This is a genomic window from Colwellia maritima, assembly GCF_022669015.1.
Classification (GTDB): Bacteria; Pseudomonadota; Gammaproteobacteria; order Enterobacterales; family Alteromonadaceae; genus Colwellia; species Colwellia maritima.
Genome location: NZ_JAKKSL010000005.1, coordinates 316,695 through 338,807, shown reverse-complemented (window position 1 = coordinate 338,807; position 22,113 = coordinate 316,695). Strand labels below are relative to the sequence as shown.

20 protein-coding genes, 1 tRNA gene, 1 rRNA gene and 3 pseudogenes are annotated in these 22,113 nt (G+C 37.3%); 1 reads left to right on the top strand and 24 read right to left on the bottom strand.

Annotated features, from left to right (window positions below):
• Window positions 1-509 precede the first annotated feature (509 nt).
• From L3081_RS22220 to L3081_RS22140, 18 genes and pseudogenes are all read right to left on the bottom strand, one after another.
• A complete protein-coding gene (locus L3081_RS22220) occupies window positions 510-905 on the bottom strand; it encodes an amidohydrolase family protein (RefSeq protein WP_242288476.1) in 396 nt (131 codons plus the stop codon).
• A 17-nt stretch (window positions 906-922) separates the two neighbouring features.
• Entirely contained in the window at window positions 923-1,207 is a 285-nt protein-coding gene (locus L3081_RS22215) for an amidohydrolase family protein (RefSeq protein ID WP_242288475.1), read from the bottom strand.
• Window positions 1,208-1,330, bottom strand: a complete 123-nt coding sequence (locus L3081_RS27455) for a hypothetical protein (protein ID WP_274620703.1) — start codon at window positions 1,328-1,330, stop codon at window positions 1,208-1,210.
• A gap of 152 nt (window positions 1,331-1,482) precedes the next feature.
• Window positions 1,483-1,821, bottom strand: a complete 339-nt coding sequence (locus L3081_RS22210) for a hypothetical protein (protein ID WP_242288474.1) — start codon at window positions 1,819-1,821, stop codon at window positions 1,483-1,485.
• 10 nt (window positions 1,822-1,831) lie between these two features.
• Complete coding sequence (locus L3081_RS22205) at window positions 1,832-2,539, bottom strand: hypothetical protein (protein WP_242288473.1); 708 nt, start codon at window positions 2,537-2,539, stop codon at window positions 1,832-1,834.
• Window positions 2,540-2,925: 386 nt separating this feature from the next.
• On the bottom strand, window positions 2,926-3,495 hold the full coding sequence (locus tag L3081_RS22200; RefSeq protein WP_242288472.1) for a TonB-dependent receptor domain-containing protein: 570 nt from the start codon (window positions 3,493-3,495) through the stop codon (window positions 2,926-2,928).
• Window positions 3,428-4,228: a TonB-dependent receptor domain-containing protein gene (locus L3081_RS22195; RefSeq protein ID WP_242288471.1), complete on the bottom strand. Its 801-nt coding sequence runs from the start codon at window positions 4,226-4,228 to the stop codon at window positions 3,428-3,430. The genes L3081_RS22200 and L3081_RS22195 overlap by 68 nt, the downstream gene beginning before the upstream one ends.
• Window positions 4,203-5,324, bottom strand: a complete 1,122-nt coding sequence (locus tag L3081_RS22190) for a TonB-dependent receptor plug domain-containing protein (RefSeq protein ID WP_242288470.1) — start codon at window positions 5,322-5,324, stop codon at window positions 4,203-4,205. Before L3081_RS22190 ends, L3081_RS22195 begins: the two co-directional genes overlap by 26 nt.
• Window positions 5,325-5,642: 318 nt before the next feature.
• Window positions 5,643-6,707 carry a molybdopterin dinucleotide binding domain-containing protein gene (locus L3081_RS28685; protein WP_338027457.1) on the bottom strand — a complete coding sequence of 355 codons (1,065 nt, stop codon included), beginning with the start codon at window positions 6,705-6,707 and terminating at the stop codon, window positions 5,643-5,645.
• Window positions 6,708-6,813: 106 nt separating this feature from the next.
• A complete protein-coding gene (locus L3081_RS27445) occupies window positions 6,814-7,455 on the bottom strand; it encodes a molybdopterin-dependent oxidoreductase (RefSeq protein WP_274620702.1) in 642 nt (213 codons plus the stop codon).
• A 32-nt stretch (window positions 7,456-7,487) separates the two neighbouring features.
• Window positions 7,488-7,970, bottom strand: a complete 483-nt coding sequence (locus L3081_RS22175) for a molybdopterin-dependent oxidoreductase (RefSeq protein WP_242288469.1) — start codon at window positions 7,968-7,970, stop codon at window positions 7,488-7,490.
• Between the two features lie 44 nt (window positions 7,971-8,014).
• Window positions 8,015-9,001, bottom strand: a complete 987-nt coding sequence (locus L3081_RS22170) for an isopenicillin N synthase family dioxygenase (protein WP_242288468.1) — start codon at window positions 8,999-9,001, stop codon at window positions 8,015-8,017.
• 36 nt (window positions 9,002-9,037) lie between these two features.
• Entirely contained in the window at window positions 9,038-10,465 is a 1,428-nt protein-coding gene (locus L3081_RS22165) for an aldehyde dehydrogenase family protein (RefSeq protein WP_242288467.1), read from the bottom strand.
• A 48-nt stretch (window positions 10,466-10,513) separates the two neighbouring features.
• The gene (locus L3081_RS22160; protein WP_242288466.1) at window positions 10,514-12,127 is read right to left on the bottom strand and encodes a long-chain fatty acid--CoA ligase; all 1,614 of its coding nucleotides are present in this window, start codon (window positions 12,125-12,127) and stop codon (window positions 10,514-10,516) included.
• 472 nt (window positions 12,128-12,599) lie between these two features.
• Window positions 12,600-13,462 (bottom strand): annotated as a pseudogene (locus L3081_RS22155) (SDR family NAD(P)-dependent oxidoreductase).
• Between the two features lie 132 nt (window positions 13,463-13,594).
• Entirely contained in the window at window positions 13,595-14,422 is an 828-nt protein-coding gene (locus tag L3081_RS22150; protein WP_242288465.1) for an SDR family NAD(P)-dependent oxidoreductase, read from the bottom strand.
• A 269-nt stretch (window positions 14,423-14,691) separates the two neighbouring features.
• A pseudogene (metC, locus tag L3081_RS22145) lies at window positions 14,692-15,866 on the bottom strand (cystathionine beta-lyase).
• A gap of 78 nt (window positions 15,867-15,944) precedes the next feature.
• Window positions 15,945-17,210: an acyl-CoA dehydrogenase family protein gene (locus L3081_RS22140; RefSeq protein ID WP_242288464.1), complete on the bottom strand. Its 1,266-nt coding sequence runs from the start codon at window positions 17,208-17,210 to the stop codon at window positions 15,945-15,947.
• Between the two features lie 970 nt (window positions 17,211-18,180).
• On the opposite strand from L3081_RS22140, the pseudogene L3081_RS22135 reads away from it, so the two are divergent.
• A pseudogene (locus L3081_RS22135) lies at window positions 18,181-18,291 on the top strand (metal-dependent hydrolase); the annotation flags it as partial.
• An 81-nt stretch (window positions 18,292-18,372) separates the two neighbouring features.
• On the opposite strand, the gene L3081_RS22130 reads toward L3081_RS22135, so the two are convergent.
• The 6 genes from L3081_RS22130 to rrf form a co-directional block, all read right to left on the bottom strand.
• Window positions 18,373-19,638 carry a putative bifunctional diguanylate cyclase/phosphodiesterase gene (locus tag L3081_RS22130; protein WP_242288463.1) on the bottom strand — a complete coding sequence of 422 codons (1,266 nt, stop codon included), beginning with the start codon at window positions 19,636-19,638 and terminating at the stop codon, window positions 18,373-18,375.
• Entirely contained in the window at window positions 19,619-20,209 is a 591-nt protein-coding gene (locus tag L3081_RS22125; protein ID WP_242288462.1) for a GGDEF domain-containing protein, read from the bottom strand. Before L3081_RS22125 ends, L3081_RS22130 begins: the two co-directional genes overlap by 20 nt.
• A 95-nt stretch (window positions 20,210-20,304) precedes the next feature.
• On the bottom strand, window positions 20,305-20,832 hold the full coding sequence (locus L3081_RS22120; RefSeq protein ID WP_242288461.1) for an FIST C-terminal domain-containing protein: 528 nt from the start codon (window positions 20,830-20,832) through the stop codon (window positions 20,305-20,307).
• 59 nt (window positions 20,833-20,891) lie between these two features.
• Window positions 20,892-21,371 carry an FIST N-terminal domain-containing protein gene (locus L3081_RS22115; RefSeq protein WP_242288460.1) on the bottom strand — a complete coding sequence of 160 codons (480 nt, stop codon included), beginning with the start codon at window positions 21,369-21,371 and terminating at the stop codon, window positions 20,892-20,894.
• Between the two features lie 413 nt (window positions 21,372-21,784).
• Window positions 21,785-21,869 (bottom strand) — tRNA-Tyr (locus L3081_RS22110).
• A 35-nt stretch (window positions 21,870-21,904) separates the two neighbouring features.
• A 5S ribosomal RNA gene (gene rrf, locus L3081_RS22105) occupies window positions 21,905-22,019 on the bottom strand.
• Window positions 22,020-22,113: the final 94 nt, after the last annotated feature.

The following is a 22,113-nucleotide window of genomic DNA, read 5'->3' as shown; positions in this document are numbered from 1 at the left end:
TAATATAGAGTCTATGTTTAACAAATGACAGAAAAAAATCTACTATTTAGATACCCGATTTAATTTTAGTGTTTAAAAATTTACCTTTCTTGTTCATTGTTACTTCTGAACAGGGCTAGTTCACCCCCTTCTACTCTACACTTAACTCATTGGGTGACACCTGACTCGTGTTAAATAAACTCGCCTTGATATTAATTTTAGACACGTAAGGAGCGATATCATGCTTATTATCAGTGTCGTTAAATCCAGAGTTGGAGGCTGAGTAAAATTACTGATGCGGATGAAATGCTCAATAAACTAAATATCTCCCCTCAATTACCTATGCCCCACTGCAATATCAACATAAAATCCGGGTTCTAGTTCACTATCGCAGAGCAAATATTGTCGCCTACCTGTATTTTAACCACCTAACTATAAGGTGTTTTTATATACTTTTCCGCCTTTCATCACGAAGTTAACATTTTCTTTATTACCTAAGATGCTGACATCTTTTAATGGATTACCTTTAACTAAATAAGATCTGCATAAGCGCCATTTTTAATAACCCCTAAAGCAGCATCAGGGTAAGGATTTAATAGCCCTGTCAGTCCAAGAAATTTAGCATTAATAGACGTTGCTTGTTTTAATATTTCAAAATCTGAAAAATATAGTTTACGAGCTGCAAACTCTTGCCCAATCATTGGCATTGATGCAAAAAAATCAGTGCCAAAAGCAATGTTAATTTCGTGTTTTTTAGCATAACGGAGGCTTTTTGCTAAACCATCTTTTACTGTTTTCCACTTGCGATAAGTTGATTGACCTACTTTTTCAATATCTTCAGGGGTCACTTCTCGGACTAAAAACCTCACTTGAGGTGAAAGCCACACATCATTTTCTTTCATAAGTTTTGCCGTTTTTTCTGTCATTAATTGGCCATGTTCAATTACTTTGACTCCGCTTCAATTGAGCGACGAATTGATTTATCAGTATAGGCATGAACCATGACATAAGTTCCCCAGTCACTGGCTGCAGATACTGCCGCTTTGAGCTCCTTAAGTGTGTATTGAGTAGTGTGAATAGGATCATATCGTGATGAAATTCCCCCTCCGGCCATCACTTTAATTACTGTAGCTCCCTTTTTCAGTTCCTCTCTCGTTGCTCTAAGTACTTCCGCTTCGCCATCAGCAATATGGCTGACCATTCTATTGACTAATGGTAACTCTGCCACCTAGTTAGGATGTAAATCCCCTTCTCGTCTAAAATCACCATGCCCACTAGTTTGTGAAATAAACATACTGGCAGGATAGATACGTGGTCCATCGATTAGCCCTTCGTCAATTGCTTGAGCCAAGCCATAGGTAAACCCTCCAACGTCTCTGACTGTTGTCCGACCATGTTCAAGGTAAAGTTTCGCTTGGGTACCCGATTTAAGTGCAAGATACTGCCAATTTATTTACCTGCGAATGAATCAAAATGTTAAGCATTTGCTCTTATTGTCTGTATTTAAAGTTTTTGTATTGTCGATTTGTTTTTTAGAAATATCTTACGACTACCAATAATTAACAATGGCAATAAATAAATAAGAAAATATGCCCATGCGAATAAGACATAGCCTTTTAAAATCAGATCAACTAACCCAATTTCGGCTAAAAACAAACTTGCTAAAACAGCCGTTCCTGCAGTTGCGGCTTGTCCTACGAATGGTAAACTGGTGCCTTTTTTAGCATTATACCAACTATCAATTCGCTCGATAAACCCACGCAACATTCCAACACCAGTTTGACATACCATTAAAAATATAATAACAACATAAATATCTAAAAACCAAGCAGATGCCATCATCTCTGTGACTTTATATCTTTGGTAAGGTTTCTTCTAATATACCAGGGTATAAGGTCATAAAAGCTAAATGTAAGATAGTTGCAGGTATTAATAAGGCCGCCATTGAAGAAATAGCCGCAAGTCCTGACTCTTTTCGTGAGCGTAACTCTGAAGCACAGTATAAAACAAAAGGAATAATACCTAAGTTAGCTATACTTTGTGTTAAACCACCTTTAACTGCAGCTAATATATTTATATTTTCTTGTTGTATAAAGACTTTTTGTAACACGTCACTATAATTAAATACCAACATAAAACAGAAATAACCGATTATAAGCATCATTGCTACTACACATATCACCATCGACTTTTCAACAACCTCACGACCATAGTAATTAAGAGTAACAACCATAACTAATAAAATTCCAATGCCAATTTGATGATGTAAATTGAAATGTGTATTTAAGATTGAACCTGCTGCCGAAGCGCAGAGCGCAAGCATTGCGATAAGCACAAAAATGGCGAGAATATCCCATAACACACAAAATGGCCCAAGTAACTCTTTAAAAAAACTCCGATAATCAAAACACTTGAATATTCGAGAAAATTCAAATGTAAGATAGATAAATATACTAAGAACAACCATCAATGTTGCTATTGAAATTAAACCACCTACGGGGCCGTTGTGGCTTATAAATTCTACTATTTCTCGACCTGAACCGTATGCTCCACCAAACAAAACAGAAAGAATAACACTAGGCCGGTATTAATACTGCGCGCGATAATGTTTTTATACCCATAAATCTCTCTCATTAAATATATCATTCTGCTTAGGTCTATTTGCATCTACAAAACATAAGCGACTAGTACACAAAAATTCTTTATTTATTATAATCACAGTTCTAGGATTAATTTTCCTGTCAATAGAGGACTATTTAACTATCATTAAATGCAGGCTTTACACTTGTATACGAGATAACTATTTTAAACCCCAACAAATATTATCAATTCTTATTTACAATAAGTAGGGAACTTAAATAGCACTCAGCTGTAAAAAAACAGCAAATCATAATATTGAAAACATTGGATAAAGCCATACTATACAATCAATTAAAATAAAAAACTTTAGAACGTATAATTACCTTGTAGTGTAATTGTACGTGGGGCTTGCACGTAACCAATTACGCCAATAAATGGTATTGAGCCACCGATAGTTGCTTCGTCAGTTAAGTTTTTACCTACTAAAAAAATTGACCAATTATCGTCATTAGTTAAACCAATACGCGCATCAATCTTATGATAGCTATCTTGTTCACCACCTGGATTTAAGGCACCATCAGTTAAGTATGAATCGCTAAAAGTTACAGTAATACCACCGGTAAGATATAAGTTTTCTCCAACGTCAGTAAAAACATCAGCATAAGCTGAGCCAGAATACTCTGGTGCCATTGGTGTTGTTTTCCCCGATAAATCACATGTACTTGTTGTCGCTTGCAATGGACACGGACCTTCAACAAATTCATCATACTCTGAGTTTAATGTAGCAACTGACACCCCAGTAGTTAACCAGTCGGTAAGTGCTATATTAAATTCTACTTCAATACCTTCAGATACAGATGTTCCTGCGTTACCAATAACACCAACTGGCGCTTGACCTTCTTTTGTTACCCAAACTTTGGAGCTGTAAATCGTCAAACTCTGTACGGAAAATTGTTACATTCAGCTCAGCATTACCATCAAGTAACATGCTTTTATAGCCTATTTCATATCCTAAGGCTGTTTCATCGTCGTATTCCATTTTTGAGGAATCGGTAACAGTATTAGAAAAATTAAAACCACCCGATTTAACACTTTCACCTACTTTAGCGTAAACAACGGTATCACTATTTAAATCCCATTGTGCAACAACTTCACCCATAAAGTTATCAGAGGTTCTATCATCGTTGTAACCATTAAAGGTACCACAATTGGTAATTTCACCAACAGAGCCATCTGTCGCATTTGGTGGAAGAGTTCCTTGTTTGGTATAACCATCTGTCTCGTCACCTAAAAACAGGTTATATAAATAATCAATACATGCACCATTTCTACGCTTATATTCCTTTTCTTGACTGGTATAGCGACCGCCAAAAATCAAACGAAAATCATCTGATACATTATAAGTTGTACTTAAAAATGCAGACATGGTTGAGCTGTCTTGGAGTTGACTTGGAATGCCATGATACACATGTCCAAATTGAGCGCCAACTAATCCATTAACAGCAACACTCTGTATATTAGAAAGGTTAGAATCATCAACATACACACCAACAATATAGGATAAAGTATCAGTAACAGGTGAAGCTAACCGCACTTCTATAGCTGTTTGCTCATATTCTTCATCCGCTTCCGTAGCCATACCGTCAGCTAAATATGAATGTAAAGTCAAGTGAAATATCTGGGTTCCCCAAGAAGTACCCCATGGCAGGTGTATCAGTAAAAGCGAGGCCACCAACACTATTAGCATTGATAGAATCACTTCGGCTAAATGAAGCCGTTGACGTTAATAAATAATCACCCATACTGTAATCTGCTGTCATTGACACAGAAAATAACTCAGTCTCATACCCTTCTGCAATTTCTGAATGTAAGTCTAAAAGCGAATTATCATCATAAATTGTCCAATCATATTCATAATCAGGGAACAAACCTAAGAATTCTGGTTGGGTTAATCCCGCAGCAAATTCATCCTCAGGATAAACTTGTTGACCATGCGGGCCTTCATAGGTTGCTTCTGCATAATTAATTTTGGCAGTTATCTGTAAATCACTTGATGCATCCCAAACAAGAGTGCCACGTACTACGGTATCTTCTGTACTACCATATTCTTGGCCAGTATATAAGTTTTCGTAAATTCCGTCTCCGGTATCACTAGTACGAACAGCTAAACGATATCCAAGATCATCTGTACTACCACCCATAATAATTTCCGCACGATAGCCCGCATACTCAGATTCATATGCCCCTCCAATTTTAACAAAGTTATCATCTCCTGGTCGACTACTAGCACTATGAACTGCAACAGAACCCGCTGTAGCATTCAACCCAAATATTACCGATTGGGGACCACGTAACACCTCAACACGTTCCATATCAAAAAATGCGGCACGATATGAACGAGAGCGAGGCATGTAAACATTATCAACGAACATCGCTACGGACTGTTCAAATGAACGGTCCGCACCTGACCCCATACCACGGATATTAACACTAGTAGTTTGCTGTCCTTCAGCAATAAGGACATTTGGCATACTGCTTGACATCTCTTCTAAATTAATAATATTTTTAGATGCTAAGTCATCGCCTGAAATAGCCTCAATAGCCATTGGAGTGTCTTGTTTGGTAGTTATCCGCTTGGTTGCAGTTACCTCTATAACTTCTATACCTCTGTTAACGGCTTTATCTTCCTCAGCTAATACAACTTGTTGTGAACTAATTGCAAGCAATGAACCTGCTATTGCCAGACTTAACTTACTAAGTTTCATAATTCTTCGACCTCTATCATGTTAGAATAAGTTTCTTTTGCTTTTCTTATATTTTTGTTTTCTCATCAACATAATGGCAAATCTCAATGAATGAATCCTATCAAAAGAGGACTAACTGATGGTCATAAATGGACTAATTAGCTAGCTTATGACAAATATAAATACTATTCATCAACGTTAATATTCAAAAAACTCATTTTACTTTTTTCAAGGTATGATTAATTAAATTCATATAAAGTCAGCCTCTTAAAAGCATAAACATGATTGGAGGTTTATATGATTAAATCAATCTGCTCCATATTATTTCTTAACGCTAAATTAACTGTAACTTTGAGTATTAGGTTTAGTAAAAACATTAATATTTGGCAGCTCATCTTCAAATAATTTTATATCAACTAAACAGCTATGGGCTGCGCAGCCTTGTGCTAGCTTTGAAGTACCTACATCGGCAGTTAAGGTGTTAGGGTTTCCGTGAACATCTAATGAAATCCCATTTTTATTATAGATAGGATCGAACCATGATCCTGTTGGCAATTCAACCACATCTACTCGAATACCCTCACTAATATCTGCTGCCGCAAGACAACGACCTCGATCATTAAAAACCAAGACAATATCATCTTGTTTAATGTTTCTTTTTACCGCAAGCTGAGGATTGATTTTTATCTTCTCTCGACCTTTTACTTTCGAATTTTTACTTGTTACGCCGTGATCAAGTTGGCTATGCAATTTGTTTTTTGGCTGATTTGAAATCAAATGCAGTGGGAATGTTTTAGCTAGTTCAGTACCTAAACATTCAGTTTTATCAAACCACATAGGGTGGCCTTGACAGTCATCGTAACCAAAATCTGCAATTGTTTGACAATATATTTCTAACTTTCCGCTTGTAGAGGTAGGCATTGGGGATGCTTTAGGGTCACGAATAAATTTCTCAATATGGTATTCAACTTTCGGTAATTGGTCAGCAATAGAGAAAGGTTCAGATTGCCAAAAAACATCCCAAGGAGGAAGCGAGACACCTTTTGCTTTGGCATTATCTACAGTTTGATTATACAAGCCTTCAACCCATTGCTGCGCTGTTAAACCTTCAGTAAATTCTTCTTCAAAGCCTAACTTACTCGCTAAGGCGGCATATATATCGTAATCATTTTTTGATTGGCCGAAGGGTTTAACTACCCTATGGTTAGGCGTAAACCAAGAATCTATTGATGAGGCTGAAAAATCATTACGCTCTACTGGTGATGTTGCAGGGAAAACAATATCAGCATGCCTAGCGGTACTCGTCCAATATATTTCATTAACAATTATAACATCCGGTTTAGCCCATGCTTTAACCAAGTTATTTAAATCTTGATGATGATGAAAAGGATTTCCTCCACCCACACTATTGCTTTGATATTTGGGTAGGTGATCTTTTCTCCGTTATAGTCAATTGTTTTACCCGGCTCTAATAGCATATCAACCACGCGAGCAACTGGTATATAGGTTGCTACAGGATTTTTTCCTGAGGTAAGCTGCCAATACTAAAGTTAATGGGTTGTCGGCCATCAAAACCGGCATTATGTACACAACCCATACCATAGTTGATACCGCCCCCCACTTTACCAATATCACCTAACATGGTGGCTAATACCATGGCCATCCACCAAGGTTGCTCGCCATGTTCAGCGCGCTGTAGTGACCATGATATGGTAATTAGCGTTCTGCTACTAGCCATTTTACGGGCTAATGCTTTGATCTCATTTTCAGTAATACCACAAATATGCGCAGCCCATTTAGCATCTTTAACAATATCGTCATCTAGGCCTAATAGGTGACACTCAAACACGTCGTAACCTAACGTGTATTTATTAATAAACGCCTTGTCGACTAAACTTTCATCCACTAAGGTATGCGCTAACGCCATCATCAATGCCGTATCAGTACTCGGACGAATAGCAAGCCAGTTGGCGTTTAGCTCAGGTGCCATATCTTCTTTAATGGGGCTAACATTGACACAATGAATAGCCGAATTTGCTAACTGCTTTATTTGCCCTGGTGCGGTATGATTACCAAGACCGCCGGTGTTCACTTGAGTGTTTTTTAACGCCATGCCACCAAATGACACCAATAGTTCTGTATTGCCAATCATTTCATCAACTTGAATCGCTTCACTGATTGCTGTTATCGTATCAACACCGAATACATAAGGTAAAATGCGATGTCCAAGACACCTAATGAATAGGTATCTCGAGAAGAAACATAACCACCAAATTTATTTAAAAAACGGTGCACTTGTCCTAAACTATGATGAAATCGTCCTGCACTAGCCCAACCATATGAGCCCCCGTATATAGCTTCATTGCTGTAGTTATCTTTAACTGTTTGTAATGATTTCGCAGCTAACGTTAACGCTGTGTTCCAATCAACGGGTACAAAAGCTTCCTTGCCTCGTAACTTGCCGCTTGTCATACCGTTTTTTTCTAAAAAGCTTGCTCTTATATATGGTTGATCAATACGTGTATTTGAATCTTGCGCATTAAGTAAAGATTGCCCAATTTTTGATGGATACTCATCAAATGAAAAATTTTCAATACTTGTAATCGTATTATCGGTTGTAATAGCTTTAAACATGCCCCAATGAGTGGTTATGGTATTTTTAGACATACTAGTTCCTATTAACCTTTATAGATATCATTTTTCTATACACACTATACTCTCGACTTAAACATGAAATCAGTCACTTGCATGTCTTTGTCGCCGGTTTTTTCATAATTGTCAGCTATTCGCTTTTTGATATATTCACTCCATAAAAACTCTCTGAATTTGTTTTTTTCACCCGATATAATGGGTTTGATAACAGCTTCTGACTGCGGCATGTAGAAAAATGGAATTGAAAAACGTGCCTTACCTACAGGAACTTTAACTACTCTATGTATTGCTGCTTTATATCGTCCATTCGACCATACTTGAACAATGTCACCTATATTAATAATAAAACAGTACTTTTCAGGTGTAACATCTATCCACTTATGCTCAGCTGAATAGGCTTGCAACCCACCTATATCATCTTGCAATAATAAGGTTATAGCGCTAGGATCTGTATGAGCGCCAAGTGCAACATCATTGAGTGCAATATTATTGTCACGTTCATTTTCAGGAATAGGATCTTCTGAAGGATAATGATTCAGTCTCGCAGTACTTGTTTGTAAGTCCCCAAAAAGCTTATTTAGCGTTTCTGGAGGCTCACCGAGTGTTTGGCACAAAATTTCCATTAATTGTTGAGCAAGCTTAGTTTGAGCGATATAAAACTGATTTAAGGTGCCCTGAAAGTCATTTAAGCCATTAATCACTAATTGATTATTTTTATTATCTGGCCAATAAGGTTTACTTGAATCATCAAATAACGGCACGGCTTTAGGTGCATAATCAAAAACCTCTTTTATATCTCTTTTATGTTGGGTTAATTCGCTGTCAAAATAACCGAAAGCTCCATCTTTAGGGCGTCTAAGACTTTGTTTAAAAGGCCTAGAGGCTTTAAAAAATGTTTCTGCTTGTTGCCACATTTTGTCAATAAGCGTATTTAATCCATGTCCTTTAATTTTAAAAAAACCATGATCGATACATGCTTCCTTTATTGCTTTAATATCATCGTTTGAAATACTACTGATATCAATTGTAGGTACTATTTGCATCATTACTCCCTAGAAAAAATGTTGGCTCAATGAGCAAAGTTATAACTTGTAACCCATAATGGCTTTAGTTTCTAAAAACTCTTCGAAACCTTGTTCACCCCATTCTCTGCCATTTCCTGATTGTTTGTAGCCACCAAATGGTGCGGTAAAATCGAACTGAGCTCCGTTAACGTGAACCATACCTGTTCTTATTTGACGAGCAACGTGGCAAGCTCGGTCGTGATCAGCTGAGGAAACATAACCTGATAGTCCATATTTTGAGTTGTTAGCAATGCTAATAGCGTCTTCATCGTCTGTGTAACCAATAATGGACAATACTGGACCAAATATCTCTTCTTGCGCGATAGTCATATTAGGTGTGACATCAGTAAAAATAGTAGGTTTAACAAAATAACCCTTTTCACAGCCCGTTGGCTTACCTTCTCCGCCGCCAACTAAAGTTGCGCCATCAGCAACACCTTGTTGGATAAGTCCTTGAATTTTATTCCATTGTGTATCATTTACAACCGGTCCCATGGTTGTTTTTTCTGACATAGGATCACCACAAGAAACGGTTTCAACCGCCGCTTTAGCAATTTGACTTACTAATTCCATTTTATCATGAGGTACTAACATACGCGTTGGGCCATTACAGTTTTGACCACTATTCATCATTAACGTTAATACTCCACCAGTAACAGCTTCTTCAAAGTTAACATCATCAAGTAAAATGTTGGCTGATTTACCGCCAAGCTCTTGAGCAACACGTTTAACCGTTGGCGCTGCAGCAATAGCAACCGCAGTTCCCGCTCTTGTAGAGCCTGTAAATGACATCATATCGACATCAGGATGAGAAGATAATGCAACCCCTACCGTTGGACCATCACCATGCACTAAGTTAAATACACCTTTTGGAACACCGGCTTCAGCAAGTATCTCAGTTAAAATAATTGCACTTAACGGAGAAACTTCACTTGGTTTTAAGACTATGGTGCAGCCTGCCGCCAATGCGGGAGCTATTTTGCATACAATTTGATTGACCGGCCAATTCCACGGAGTAATAAGACCACAAACACCAATAGGTTCTCTTAGTATTAAGGTACTTCCTTTAACCTCTTCAAATTTGTAGCTTTTCAATGTCTCCAAAGAATTTGAAAAGTGAGCTATACCTACAGCTGCTTGTAGCTCTTTAGATAGCGATATTGGGGCACCCATTTCAGTAGTGATTGAATGTGCCAAATCATCGAATCTTGTGTTATACACTGATAAAATTCGCTCAAATAGTGCAATTCGATCTTCTATCGTGGTTTTACTGTAATCAGTAAATGCTTGTTTAGCGGCTGAAACTGCAGCATCAACATCCTGCTCATTTCCCATCGCTAATTGTGCTACCACTCGCTCTGTAGTCAAGTTAATTACATCTACGTTTGTATTAGCGATTGGGTTAACCCACTGACCATTGATATAAAACTGATTGGTATGATTCATTGTTTTTCCTCTATTCTTTAATTTAATATTTTTAGTTTATGATTATTGCTATTGTATGTATTGATTGCGAAGGGCTAATTTATTGATTTTTCCTGTTGCTGTCAGTGGTATTTCATCAACAAAAATCACTTCATCTGGAAGCCACCACTTCACTACTCTAGTTGATAGGAATTCGATTATTTCTTCTTGTATCGCTGCTTGTCCTTCGACAAGTTTTACAATAAGTAAGGGTCTCTCTTCCCATTTAGGATGAGGTACGCCAATAACAGCAGATAAAAAAACTGCTTCATGAGCCATTGCTGCATTTTCTAGATCAACACTACTAATCCATTCTCCTCCAGATTTAATAACATCTTTTGCTCGATCCGTTATTTTCATATAGCCATTTGGGTCAATAGAAGCTATATCTCCAGTATCAAACCAACCATTTTGGTCTGTTGCAGGAGTATCCTGACCATAATAATAATCAACCACCCAAGGTCCTCTGATGTGCAAATTACCAAAAGCCACACCATCTCTAGCTAATTCCTCACCATCCTCACCAGTGATTTTCAGTTCAACACCAAACGGTGGACGCCCTTGTGTACAACGAATATCCAGTTGTTCTTCATACGGTAAAGATTTCATTTCAGGTAATAACCTACAAACGGTTCCCATTGGGCTAGTTTCTGTCATACCCCACGCATGAATAATTGTTACGTCATAATCGATGTCAAAGGTTCGAACCATAAAACGTGGTACAGCAGAGCCACCAACGAAAACTTCATCTAAATCAGGTAGAGTGAAATTATTATTCTTTAAGTGAGGTAGCAACATATTCCAAACCGTCGGTACAGCTGCCGAATAGGTTACTTGCTCAGTACTAAGCAATTCATAAATACTGACACCGTCAAGTTTAGCTCCAGGTAATACCAACTTAGCCCCGACCATAGGCGCTGCATAAGCTAAACCCCAACTATTGGCATGGAACATAGGAACAATCATTAAGATACTTTGTTCTCCATGAATATTAAGTGCATCTTTTTGGGTAGCTACCATGGCATGTAGCATGTTTGATCGATGAGTGTAGCCAACACCTTTGGGGTTACCCGTAGTTCCTGATGTGTAGCAGAGTGAAGAGATAGTTTTTTCTTCAACTGAAGTCCAACTAAATTCTGAGTTATATTGGCCAATTAATGTCTCATAACAATGCACTTTCTGTTTAATACTTAATTCAGGCATATGCTCTTGATCGCACATAACAATGACATGCTCTACCGTTTCTAGTTCTTCTGAGATCTGAGTAAAAGTATCAAGGAAAGTTAAATCTATGAAAATAATATGATCTTTTGCATGGTTAATAATATATTTGATTTGCTCAGCATATAAGCGAGGATTTATTGTATGGCAAATAGCACCTTGTCCAACAATGGCATACCAGGTTTCAATGTGTTTATCCGTATTCCAAGCAATAGTTCCAATGGGTTTACTCGGCTGAACACCTAGCTTTTTCAATGCATTTGCTAGCTTACAAGTTCGTTTATAAATGCTCGCATAATTTGAACGAGAGATCTTATCATCCTCGACTCGACGTGTGACAACTTCAACATTACCGTGATAATTTGCAGCGTGCTGCAGTATTTGAATAAGGTTAATAGGATGACTTTGCATTGGATTATTCATAGTTAATTTGTCCCTTAAATGTAGACTTGGTTACTGCGATATTAAGTTGCTTGATACTAAGATAACCTCGACTACAAAATATTCTGCAATTACATTTGTTTAAATATCTCACAACTTACTTTTCACTCTCTCTAATATTGATGCTTATTTTTATGTACAAACAATTTGAAGTTAAAATTTGAATTCAGTAAATATTCACAGGTTTCTAATTAGAATGCATGTCGAAAGAGGACTAGTTAACGGTCATTTAATTTATAAAAATAAAACAATGGGCACACTATAGTTACGAAAAAAATGGTGTAGGGTGATATGAAATCATATTGGGATTTTGTACAAATCAAGTGTTTGTTGTGCAACAAGGGAAGTATTTAGAGTAGCCTGTATGTGTAATTGATTCACAATAAAAAACAATTTACACTAACCTGTAGAGCAGCATTTATTAAGCCGAGTTAAAGGCTGCTCCACAGTGTATTTAGCCGTTTATTTTATGTTCTATGCCTGCGTCGTCGAAAGCCTTGGCCCATTCATTTGTAAACCAAGTGTTACTTTCAGTCCATTTTCGACCGCCAATTAGACCACCGTCAACAACAAAATCATGTCCATTAACATAAGAAGATTCATCGCCGGCGAGATAAACAGCAGCATCGGCAATATCTTTACTTTCACCGGCACGAGCAATGGGAGCCATTTGTGATAGCATCCTGCGTGTTACTGTTTCTGCTTGGGCAATTTGATGTTCAGGTACTCCCATTTCTCTAGCAAATATTTCTGTAACAACACCGCCCGGTGATAGTGCATTCACACGTATGCCATGTTCCCCTAATTCAGATGCCACAGAACGACTTGCATGAATCACGGCAGCTTTAACTGCACTGTATGAATGTGAACCGAAACCAACACGACTACCGGAACACTGGCGGTATTGATAATACTACCAGATTGCTGCTCAATCATAATTGGAGCGACATATTTCATTCCCAAGATAACCCCTGTTAACATAAGGTTTACGGTGTTGTTAAAACCATCAAGCGGAAGAGTGCTAATACCACCACTAGGACTGCCACCACCCGCATTATTAAATAGGCAGTCGATGCGCCCATGGGTAGACATTGCCATATCAATTAATGCTTTAATTGAGCTTTCTTTGGAAATATCAGTTTTATGGAAGTAAGCATTAGAGCCTAGTCGATCGACTATAGCTTGGCCTCGCTCTTCGTTGCGCGCGGCTATAATAACCTTGGATCCTTCTTCGATAAAACGGTCGACCGCTACCATACCGATGCCGCTAGTACCACCTGTAATAATTGTAACCTTATTTAAAAGACGCTGTGACATGAGTACCTCATTTTTGTTGTAATTAATTGTTGTTGATAATCCACCTGAGCAATTACCATATTGAAAATCTAGATAAATGTACTGTTATTCATCCAAGTAACCTGAAAAAGTAACATTGGTTTACTTCCAAAATTAGAGGCTTAATCCGCCCGCAACAAGTAGAACCTGACCGCTGATATAGTTAGATTCAGGCGTGCAAAACAGATAGACACCATCTGCCGCCTCTTCTGCACTGCCGCTACGACCAAGCGGGATAGCCGCAGAGAAAGCCGCATGGACTTTTTCTGGAACACCTACCCCAATTTCACGACCATCAACTGTAATGCTTTTTTTCTCATCTGTAGCTTCGGTTAAACGAGTATCAATCACGCCAAAGGCAACGCAATTGACGTTAACCTTGAGTCGGCCCAACTCTTTGGCAAGGGTCTTGGTCATGCCGGAAAGGCCGGCTTTCATTGACGAGTAATTGACTTGTCCTGTGTTGCCACAAACACCGGCGATCGAAGAGATATTGACGATTTTACGGAAGTTTTCGATTCCGGCTGCAGCTTCTTTTTTAGCGATGTCCCTGATCGCCCGTACAAAAGCGCGATTGAGCTGAAATGGAGCCTTTAAATGGATCTCATACATCGCATCAAACTGTTCGTCATCTGCTTTATGGATCATTGAGTCCCAGGTATAACCTGCATTATTAATTAACATATCAGGTGTACCATAGGCCTTGACCGCGCCGGCAATAAAGTTATCAGCAAACCCCTCTGAGGTAATACTGCCGACAACGGCAATAGCTTCACCACCAGTGGCTTTAATTTGTGCAACAGTATCTTCGGTCGGCTCTTGGTCAAGGTCATTAATGACGACCCTGACGCCTTTACTTGCCAATTTAAGTGCCAGTGCTTTACCTATGCCGCGGCCAGAACCGGTTATCAGGGCTACTTGACCTTGTAATTTATTACACATAATTTTGTTCTCTGTTTTGGTACAACTTGTTGGAGGTTAATCTAGTTCGAGGATAGCACTACTCAGTTTATAAACGGCCGAGAGAAGCCATCGACAACATCCACTGAGAAAATACATCATCCATGTAAGTAGTGATTCGTTAATTTTGAGTAATGTTAATAAATTTGTCTTGTAGCATTACTTCCCCATAACTTTAAGTACATACATTGGTTATATCCAAGTAAAACCAAAATGTTCATCTGATTGCTTAGCTCATGTAAACAACCAAGTTATGCCAAGGTTAAATGTTCAAACCCTTTTGATAAGTCTTCGATCAAGTCATCCACATCTTCCAGACCGACGTGTAACCTTATTACCGGATTTTGATATGGCCACGGGGTTGCCGCTCGAATTCTAGCTCTTGGGTCAAGGACATCTGAAAATACGAGACTCTCATACCCCCCCAAGAGATACCCAGTTTAAAGTGCTCTAGGCTATCGATAAATGCTACCACAGCTGCATCACTGACTGATTTTAAGACAAATGAAAACAAACCATTGGAACCGCTAAAGTCACGCATAAATATTTCATGCCCATGAAAATCAGGTAGTGCAGGATGTAGCACAAGATCAACAACATCTTGCTGTGTCAACCATTTAGCTACCTTAATAGCATTTTCTTGATGACGCTGCATACGAACATCAAGCGTTCTAATACCTCGTTGAGCCATGTATAAATCATCGGGAGAAGCTCGTTGACCAAGCTCTTGATTTCCCTCTTTAAGTCGAGTCCAATGTTTCTCGTTGCTAACAGCAGTACCTAATACAATATCTGAATGACCTACAATATATTTTGTAGCTGATTGTATTGAGATATCAACGCCAAAACTTAATGGCTGAAAATTAATGCCGGCGCCCCAAGTATTATCAAGCATAACAACGCAATCGTGTTTATGAGCAACTTCTACGACGGCAGGAACGTCTTGAATTTCCATAGTGCCAGAGCCCGGTGACTCCATGAAGATTACCTTAGTATTTGAACGAATCTGAGACTCAATACCTGCGCCAATTAAAGGATCATAGTAAGTCACTTCCACACCTAAGCGCTTTAGAACACTTTCACAAAAACCTCGCGTAGGTCCATAAGCACTATCAACCATTAAAAGGTGATCACCACTGGCGACAAACGACAAAATTGTCGAAGTAATAGCCGCAAGGCCACTTGGAGAAACCACACAACCGACCCCTCCTTCAAGCTCTGCCATACTTTCGCAAAAGGAAAAAGTGGTTGTAGTACCATCCCGGCCATAATACATACTTGTATCGGACTCATCAGACTTTGCGCACTTTAAATCGTCAACAGTTTCAAATCTCACTGTCGATGTACGAATTATTGCAGGGTTTATCGCCCCATGTGTCCACTTTCTACTTCGACCAGAATCAATCAATTTAGTTTTATTTTTCATATGTTAAACTCAATATAAACTCTAAATAGCCACTAACATTAAGTGGCTATATTTCATAATAGCTCTAGGCTCTATTGATTAAATCGTTTCAGATTCGAACCAGTAGCGTGCATTCTCAACAGTTTTCAGACCATATCCTCCCATCCAAAGACCGACCATCTTACTATCACGCCAATGCTTTTCAATACCAAACTCGCGTGAATAACCGTAAGAGCTCATGAAATCCATTGCACGGCTACAAGTTTTTTCTACAGCAATTCCCGCATGAATCGCTAATCCTCGACTCTTATGCACAAAATCATCATCCCAAGGTTGCATTCCATAAATTTCTGGATGATCCCACTCACGAATGTATTGCCACATCCAAGCCGAAGTAGATTCAATATTAATGGCTATTTCTGAAAGCATGTCAGCACAAATACTATGCTCTTTTAGAGGTTTACCGGCGACAATCCGTTCAGTAGTCCATGTTTTAATCGTTTCATAAACGCTTTTCATCACACCAACAGCCATTGCCGCTGCACCAATTTGTCCCATGCTAACAGTGCGCTTGAAATACTTCACGTCATCACCTGCGCCATGCAAACGGTAACGCTTAGGAATGCGCACATTATCAAACCAAATATCAGTATTCATATCAGCAGACATACCACACTTATGGTACGGTTCACCAACACTTACCCCCTCACTATCTGCAGGCACAAGGAATAAACCAAATTCATTTAAATCCTCACTACCTGTACATGTACTTGCTATCACAATAAAATAAGTACCCGTTTTACCTGAATTAGTACACCAAATTTTGTGCCCTTTAATAATCCAGTCATCACCATCTTCAGTAGCAGTGGTCTTAATAGTTTTGCCTTTTAATATGCCGAGATTTTCAACATCAGCACCACTAGCAGGTTCTGTGATAGCATGACAAGTAATGTTAAATTCTTCACCACAAAACTTCGGTGCAAGCTCTTCAAGTAACTCCAAATTTCTATGAGGTTTCATTAAAATAGGTACCAAGCCCCAAGTAGAGCACATAGCCGCAGTAGCAAAACCAGAATCTACTCGTGATAATTCTTCACAAACAACCGCACTCATTGCCATATACTGATCTTCAGGCATATCTTGTCCGCCAAACTCTTCCGGAAAAAAAGCCGAGTTTAGGCCCATATCAACTAATAATTCTTTAAGCAATGGGTCAACTAACTTATGTTCTTTCCAATCTTCATCAATTTGTTCTGTTATAGGCTTTAAGCGTTCATCCGCCCATTTACGTATAGCAAAACGCATCGCCTCAGCTTCTTCTGAAACCCATTCTTTTGGTCTTATAAAATCATCAATAGTTGGCATTCTTTTAACCTCATTTTAATTAGTTAGTTATCCAATATGCTTTCTAGCTTGCAAGCGTTTTCTATAAATCCTTGCTAACTAGTAGTAGAAATTGAATTAAGTAAATATTCACAGGTTTTTGGTTAAATTGCATGTCGAAAGAGGACTAGTTAATGGTCATTTAATTTTCAACAAGTGAAGAAAAGAAGGTTATATACGAATTTAAAATACAGAAAAATTACTATAATAAAAGATAACTATTTATCCAATAGCTGCTGAATATGACATTAAAATTGTCCTGATATGAAGAGTATTAAAATCAAAAAAAATGTCACTATTTCGATATAAATTAAATGAACAACGTAGTGAGCGGGAACGGATTTACAATACGGTTTTTAAGTCTTGCTCTAGGTATTAATCTTTTAAACATGACTTTTAGATGGCAACTGATTATTTTCTTTCACAACTTAAAAAGGAAACAATGAAGTACTATCAATCAAGCTTGATAGGGTAGGTGAAAGTTGAGGAGTATCGATTTCATACTTAGCAAATGCATCAAAGGCTCTAAAGACAATTCGTATCACTTCATATCTTTGGTTTGCAATCGTATTGCGAGTACATAAAGCCCACAAATCCACGCAATTGCTTCAATAGGGACTCCGGGCTACTTAGAATACCTAATGCTTCATAACCAAGAACTTTAAAGGTTGAAATGTATGCTGAATAGTTGTTCACTATTACGCTTCCCTTACTATTAAGGGCGTTATCTGAGAGTAGCTTCTTAAAAGTCGGTGATAGTGCCTTTTGTACCGCCGGTAATGATTTAATAGCGACTGGATTCAAGATGTAAAAGCCTTTTATTATAATGTATATTCAGTATCCCTAAATACTGACAACTGTTAATAACAAAAAACCTTGTTTATATTTTATTTTATATCTAAAACAATAACTTACCATTAGTTGATTGATATTATCGTTAGGATCATGTCGTAAAGAATTTTATCAACTATGCCCGCATATGTTACCAAACTATCATCAAATTGAACTTGATTTAAGAATTTATCTCACACAAATAGACTATATTGATGATATTTATAATTAAAAAACCTTGTTGTTGAAAGACTTTTCTGACGACTTAAACTTAACACGGCTACTCTTGTCGTAAGAAAAAATCATCCTTACTTCATTGCGATTTTTTTCGGTTTTGCGATGCGGCTAATAAAGCGGAAAAATCATCAAACGGCATTGGTTTGCTAAAGTAAAAACCTTGAAAATCATGACACCCCAAGGATTGTAAACAATATAACTCTTCTTGAGTTTCAACACCTTCAGCAAGAACTTTCATATTAAGTGTTTTTGCTAAACTAATAATCATATTCGCAATCGCAGCACTAGATTTACTTTTATCTATATTAGTAACAAAAGACCGATCTATTTTTAAAAGACTAGCAGGTATACGTTTTAGGTAGGCTAACGATGAATACCCTGTACCGAAATCATCAATAGCACAGTCAATTTTCTCTGCTTTAAGATGACCAATCAGTTCTATCGAATGCGCAATATTTTCGACCAATAAGCTTTCTGTTAATTCTAAAGATAAATGCTCTGGGCTAATTTTATACTGTTTAACCGTTTGTAATACTTTTTCCTGAAAATCATGTTGAATTAGCTGCTTTGCACTCACATTAACCGCTATTTTTGTAAAATTAGAAGGAAGTCCTTGTTGCTCTAACTGGTGAATATCTCGACACGCTTGCTCTAACACCCACTGTCCTATAGCCAAAATTAAATTACTTTCTTCAGCGATAGGAATATATACCGGTGATTCTAACCCATGAACAGGGTGAAACCGGCGTAATAAAGCCTCAGCACCACATATTTCATTATTACGATTATATTGTGCTTGGTAATATAATCTAAAATCATCTCTCGCCAAACCTTGCTTCATTTCATCAACATAAGCTAAGCGTTTATTGATTTTATCAGACATACTCTGTGTGTATTGAACACCATGTAATGCTTTAGCATTTTTAGCTTCATACATTGCAATATCAGCGAACTTAATAAGACTATTCACTGTACTGCTATGCTGAGGAAAAAGTGAATAACCTATACTACAATTTAATTTGAATGAGTTATTATTGACAATAAATGGATCAGTCAAAAGTTGATTAATCGCATTTATCATGTTTTTAACAACAATCTGATATTCTTGAGTGATCTTTTTAATTAAAATAATAAATTCATCACCACCAAATCGAGCCACGTCCACCTGGCTATTGCTTAGACTGTTTAACCTATTTGCTAGAATAACTAAGATTTCATCACCAACACTATGGCCCATAGTGTCATTAATTGGTTTAAAGCGGTTTAGATCAATAAAAATTACGCAGCCACAATGTTTTTCTTTTACAGCACACGTTACGGCATCAAACAACAAAGCATTCAAATGCTTGGCGATTTAACAGTCCAGTTAATCCGTCATGTTGAGCTTGAAAAGCTATTCGTTCTTCAGCGACCTGCCGTGAATAAACCTCTTGAACTAAAGAATCGTGAACAATGGAGGTGTAACAGCTAGTAGCGAGTTTTTCCAAAATAGGGATAAGAGCTTTTTGTATCGGTGCTTCTATAACAAATTGGGTTTCAAATACGAGTAACCCATGTTGCGGGATAATAAAACCAAAAAAGTACTGCTTATTTTCATGTTGAAATTCATGTGGCCGCTGTCTATTATTTAACTCTTCGGTAAAAAGCATTAATACTTCATTTTTTGTCCACAATTCACCATGTTTTGTCTTTGGTAAACTAATTAAGTGTTGGTACGGCGCACTTTGCTGTGTTGTAATTTTTATGGATAAGCCAAGATCATTTGTATAGGTATAAATATGCGCACTTGTTAGGTTTAACCGATTAAAACAAACCTTTAAAAAAACTTTTAGCATAGTTTTAAGATCTAACTCATTACCAATAGCCATGGCAAGTTCATGTTGTAGTGAGATAATAAAAAGTGCTTTATTCATTTTCTTATACCTAACAGGAAAATGTTACCATGATCCAATAACCGTTGACTTATTTAGTAGCTTTAACGCGCCACTTTCATTATTAGCTATTTCTCCTAAAGAGAGCACACCAAAAAAATTTGTTTAGAGCATTGTTTCGTTATTAACTCAAGTTCTTGACTGAAGCTATTTTCCATATATAGCATGCGACTAATGCAATCAAACACCATGGTTACAGTAAAGTCTTTACCGTCGATTTTAGTTGTCGCAGATTTAGCTGCTTGATTTGCAGAAGCTAACAATGATGCTGTACTACCTTTAAGCAAATAAACCATGGAATTTACAGGTATATCACCCACACAATGGATAGAACCATCATGAGTTAAAATGGGATCTCGCACCACCAATTGATTATTTAAATCAGCGATACCTAGAGGAAAATGTTTAGCAATATCAAAGAAATTTTGATCATTAAAAGAGTAATGACTCTCGTTTTCAATCGCATCTTTATAGATACTAAATGCAGGGCTATAATTTAGGCTATTAATTGTTTGTTTTTCTGATTCTGAAACAAGAAATGGTCCTTGTAAAATATTCCAACCATGTCCTGTACCTGTAACAATTTGACTAGTTAAACTAACCAATTGAATGACGTCGGCGAGTAAGCCTTGATTTGTAAAGACACACGGTTTTTGCTTGAACTCTAAATTACCGCCCCACCACCTATAATATTAATTTTATGATCTAAATATTCAAAAAGCGTATCAATAAAGGGTTCAATATTATTGATAAGTCCATCATAAAAAATGAGAAAATTATCATTTTTTGTTAATTGACCTCGATTTACTTGGGTTGCATCTATTGCTTGTTCAAGTTGTGCATCTGTTTTTAATGTAGATACATGAGGAATAATACTTACATCAACAGGTTGGTGAAAACCTATAATGATACAACCTTGCTGCATAAGCTTATTTTTAAAAACTAACTTAGGATAAATACCACCAAACACTTGTAAATTACAGTTTAAAATCAGAGGATTAATTTGTTCTTCCGTAAATTCATTATCATGGCATGCTAGAATTAATAAGCTTGTAGCACCGCTCTCTTGGCTTATATTCAGTCCAAGTTCAAACTCAGAAACAGAACCATCATCACTATTCCAAACAAATAATCCTTCACTCATATTCTAAACTTTAATTAAACGATACATAAAAAGGTAGCAACTTTATGTTAATAACGCCATAGTTGTTTTCTAATAAACTATAAAACAAGAATAACTAATTGATTAATATACAGGAAATAATACCAGTTTTATTAATTAAGTGATTTATTATATACGTAGAAAAAATTGCCAAATACAAGGCATTTATTTCAATAACTACTTGTTCTAATTGTTAAATAAATAACGAAATAGTTGGTGATTTTGGCAAGTAGAAATGCTCACATAGTCAGTAAGATTGGTATAATACTCGGCATGAACATCAGAACTTTCAGAGGAAATTGATTTGAGAAAATAATTAGTGATGGGTAATAAAATGAGAAGAGATATTTTCGCTTTTACTTATATTTGAATAAAAGTAAAATAGATAGAAAAAGTGGTGGAGGGAGGTGGATTCGAACCACCGAAGGCTGAGCCGTCAGATTTACAGTCTGATCCCTTTGGCCACTCGGGAACCCCTCCACAGGGTGATCGATTTAGAATCAATCTAAGATGGAACCTAGCAATGTCCTACTCTCACATGGGAACTCCCACACTACCATCGGCGCTACTGCGTTTCACTTCTGAGTTCGGAATGGAATCAGGTGGGGCCACAGCGCTATTGTCGCTAGATAAAAACTTTAATTGTTTAATTTACTTTAAAAACAATTTAAAAAACTAAAGCTTTAGCAAAAAGCCCGTCACATACGTAACGGGCTCCTCTTAA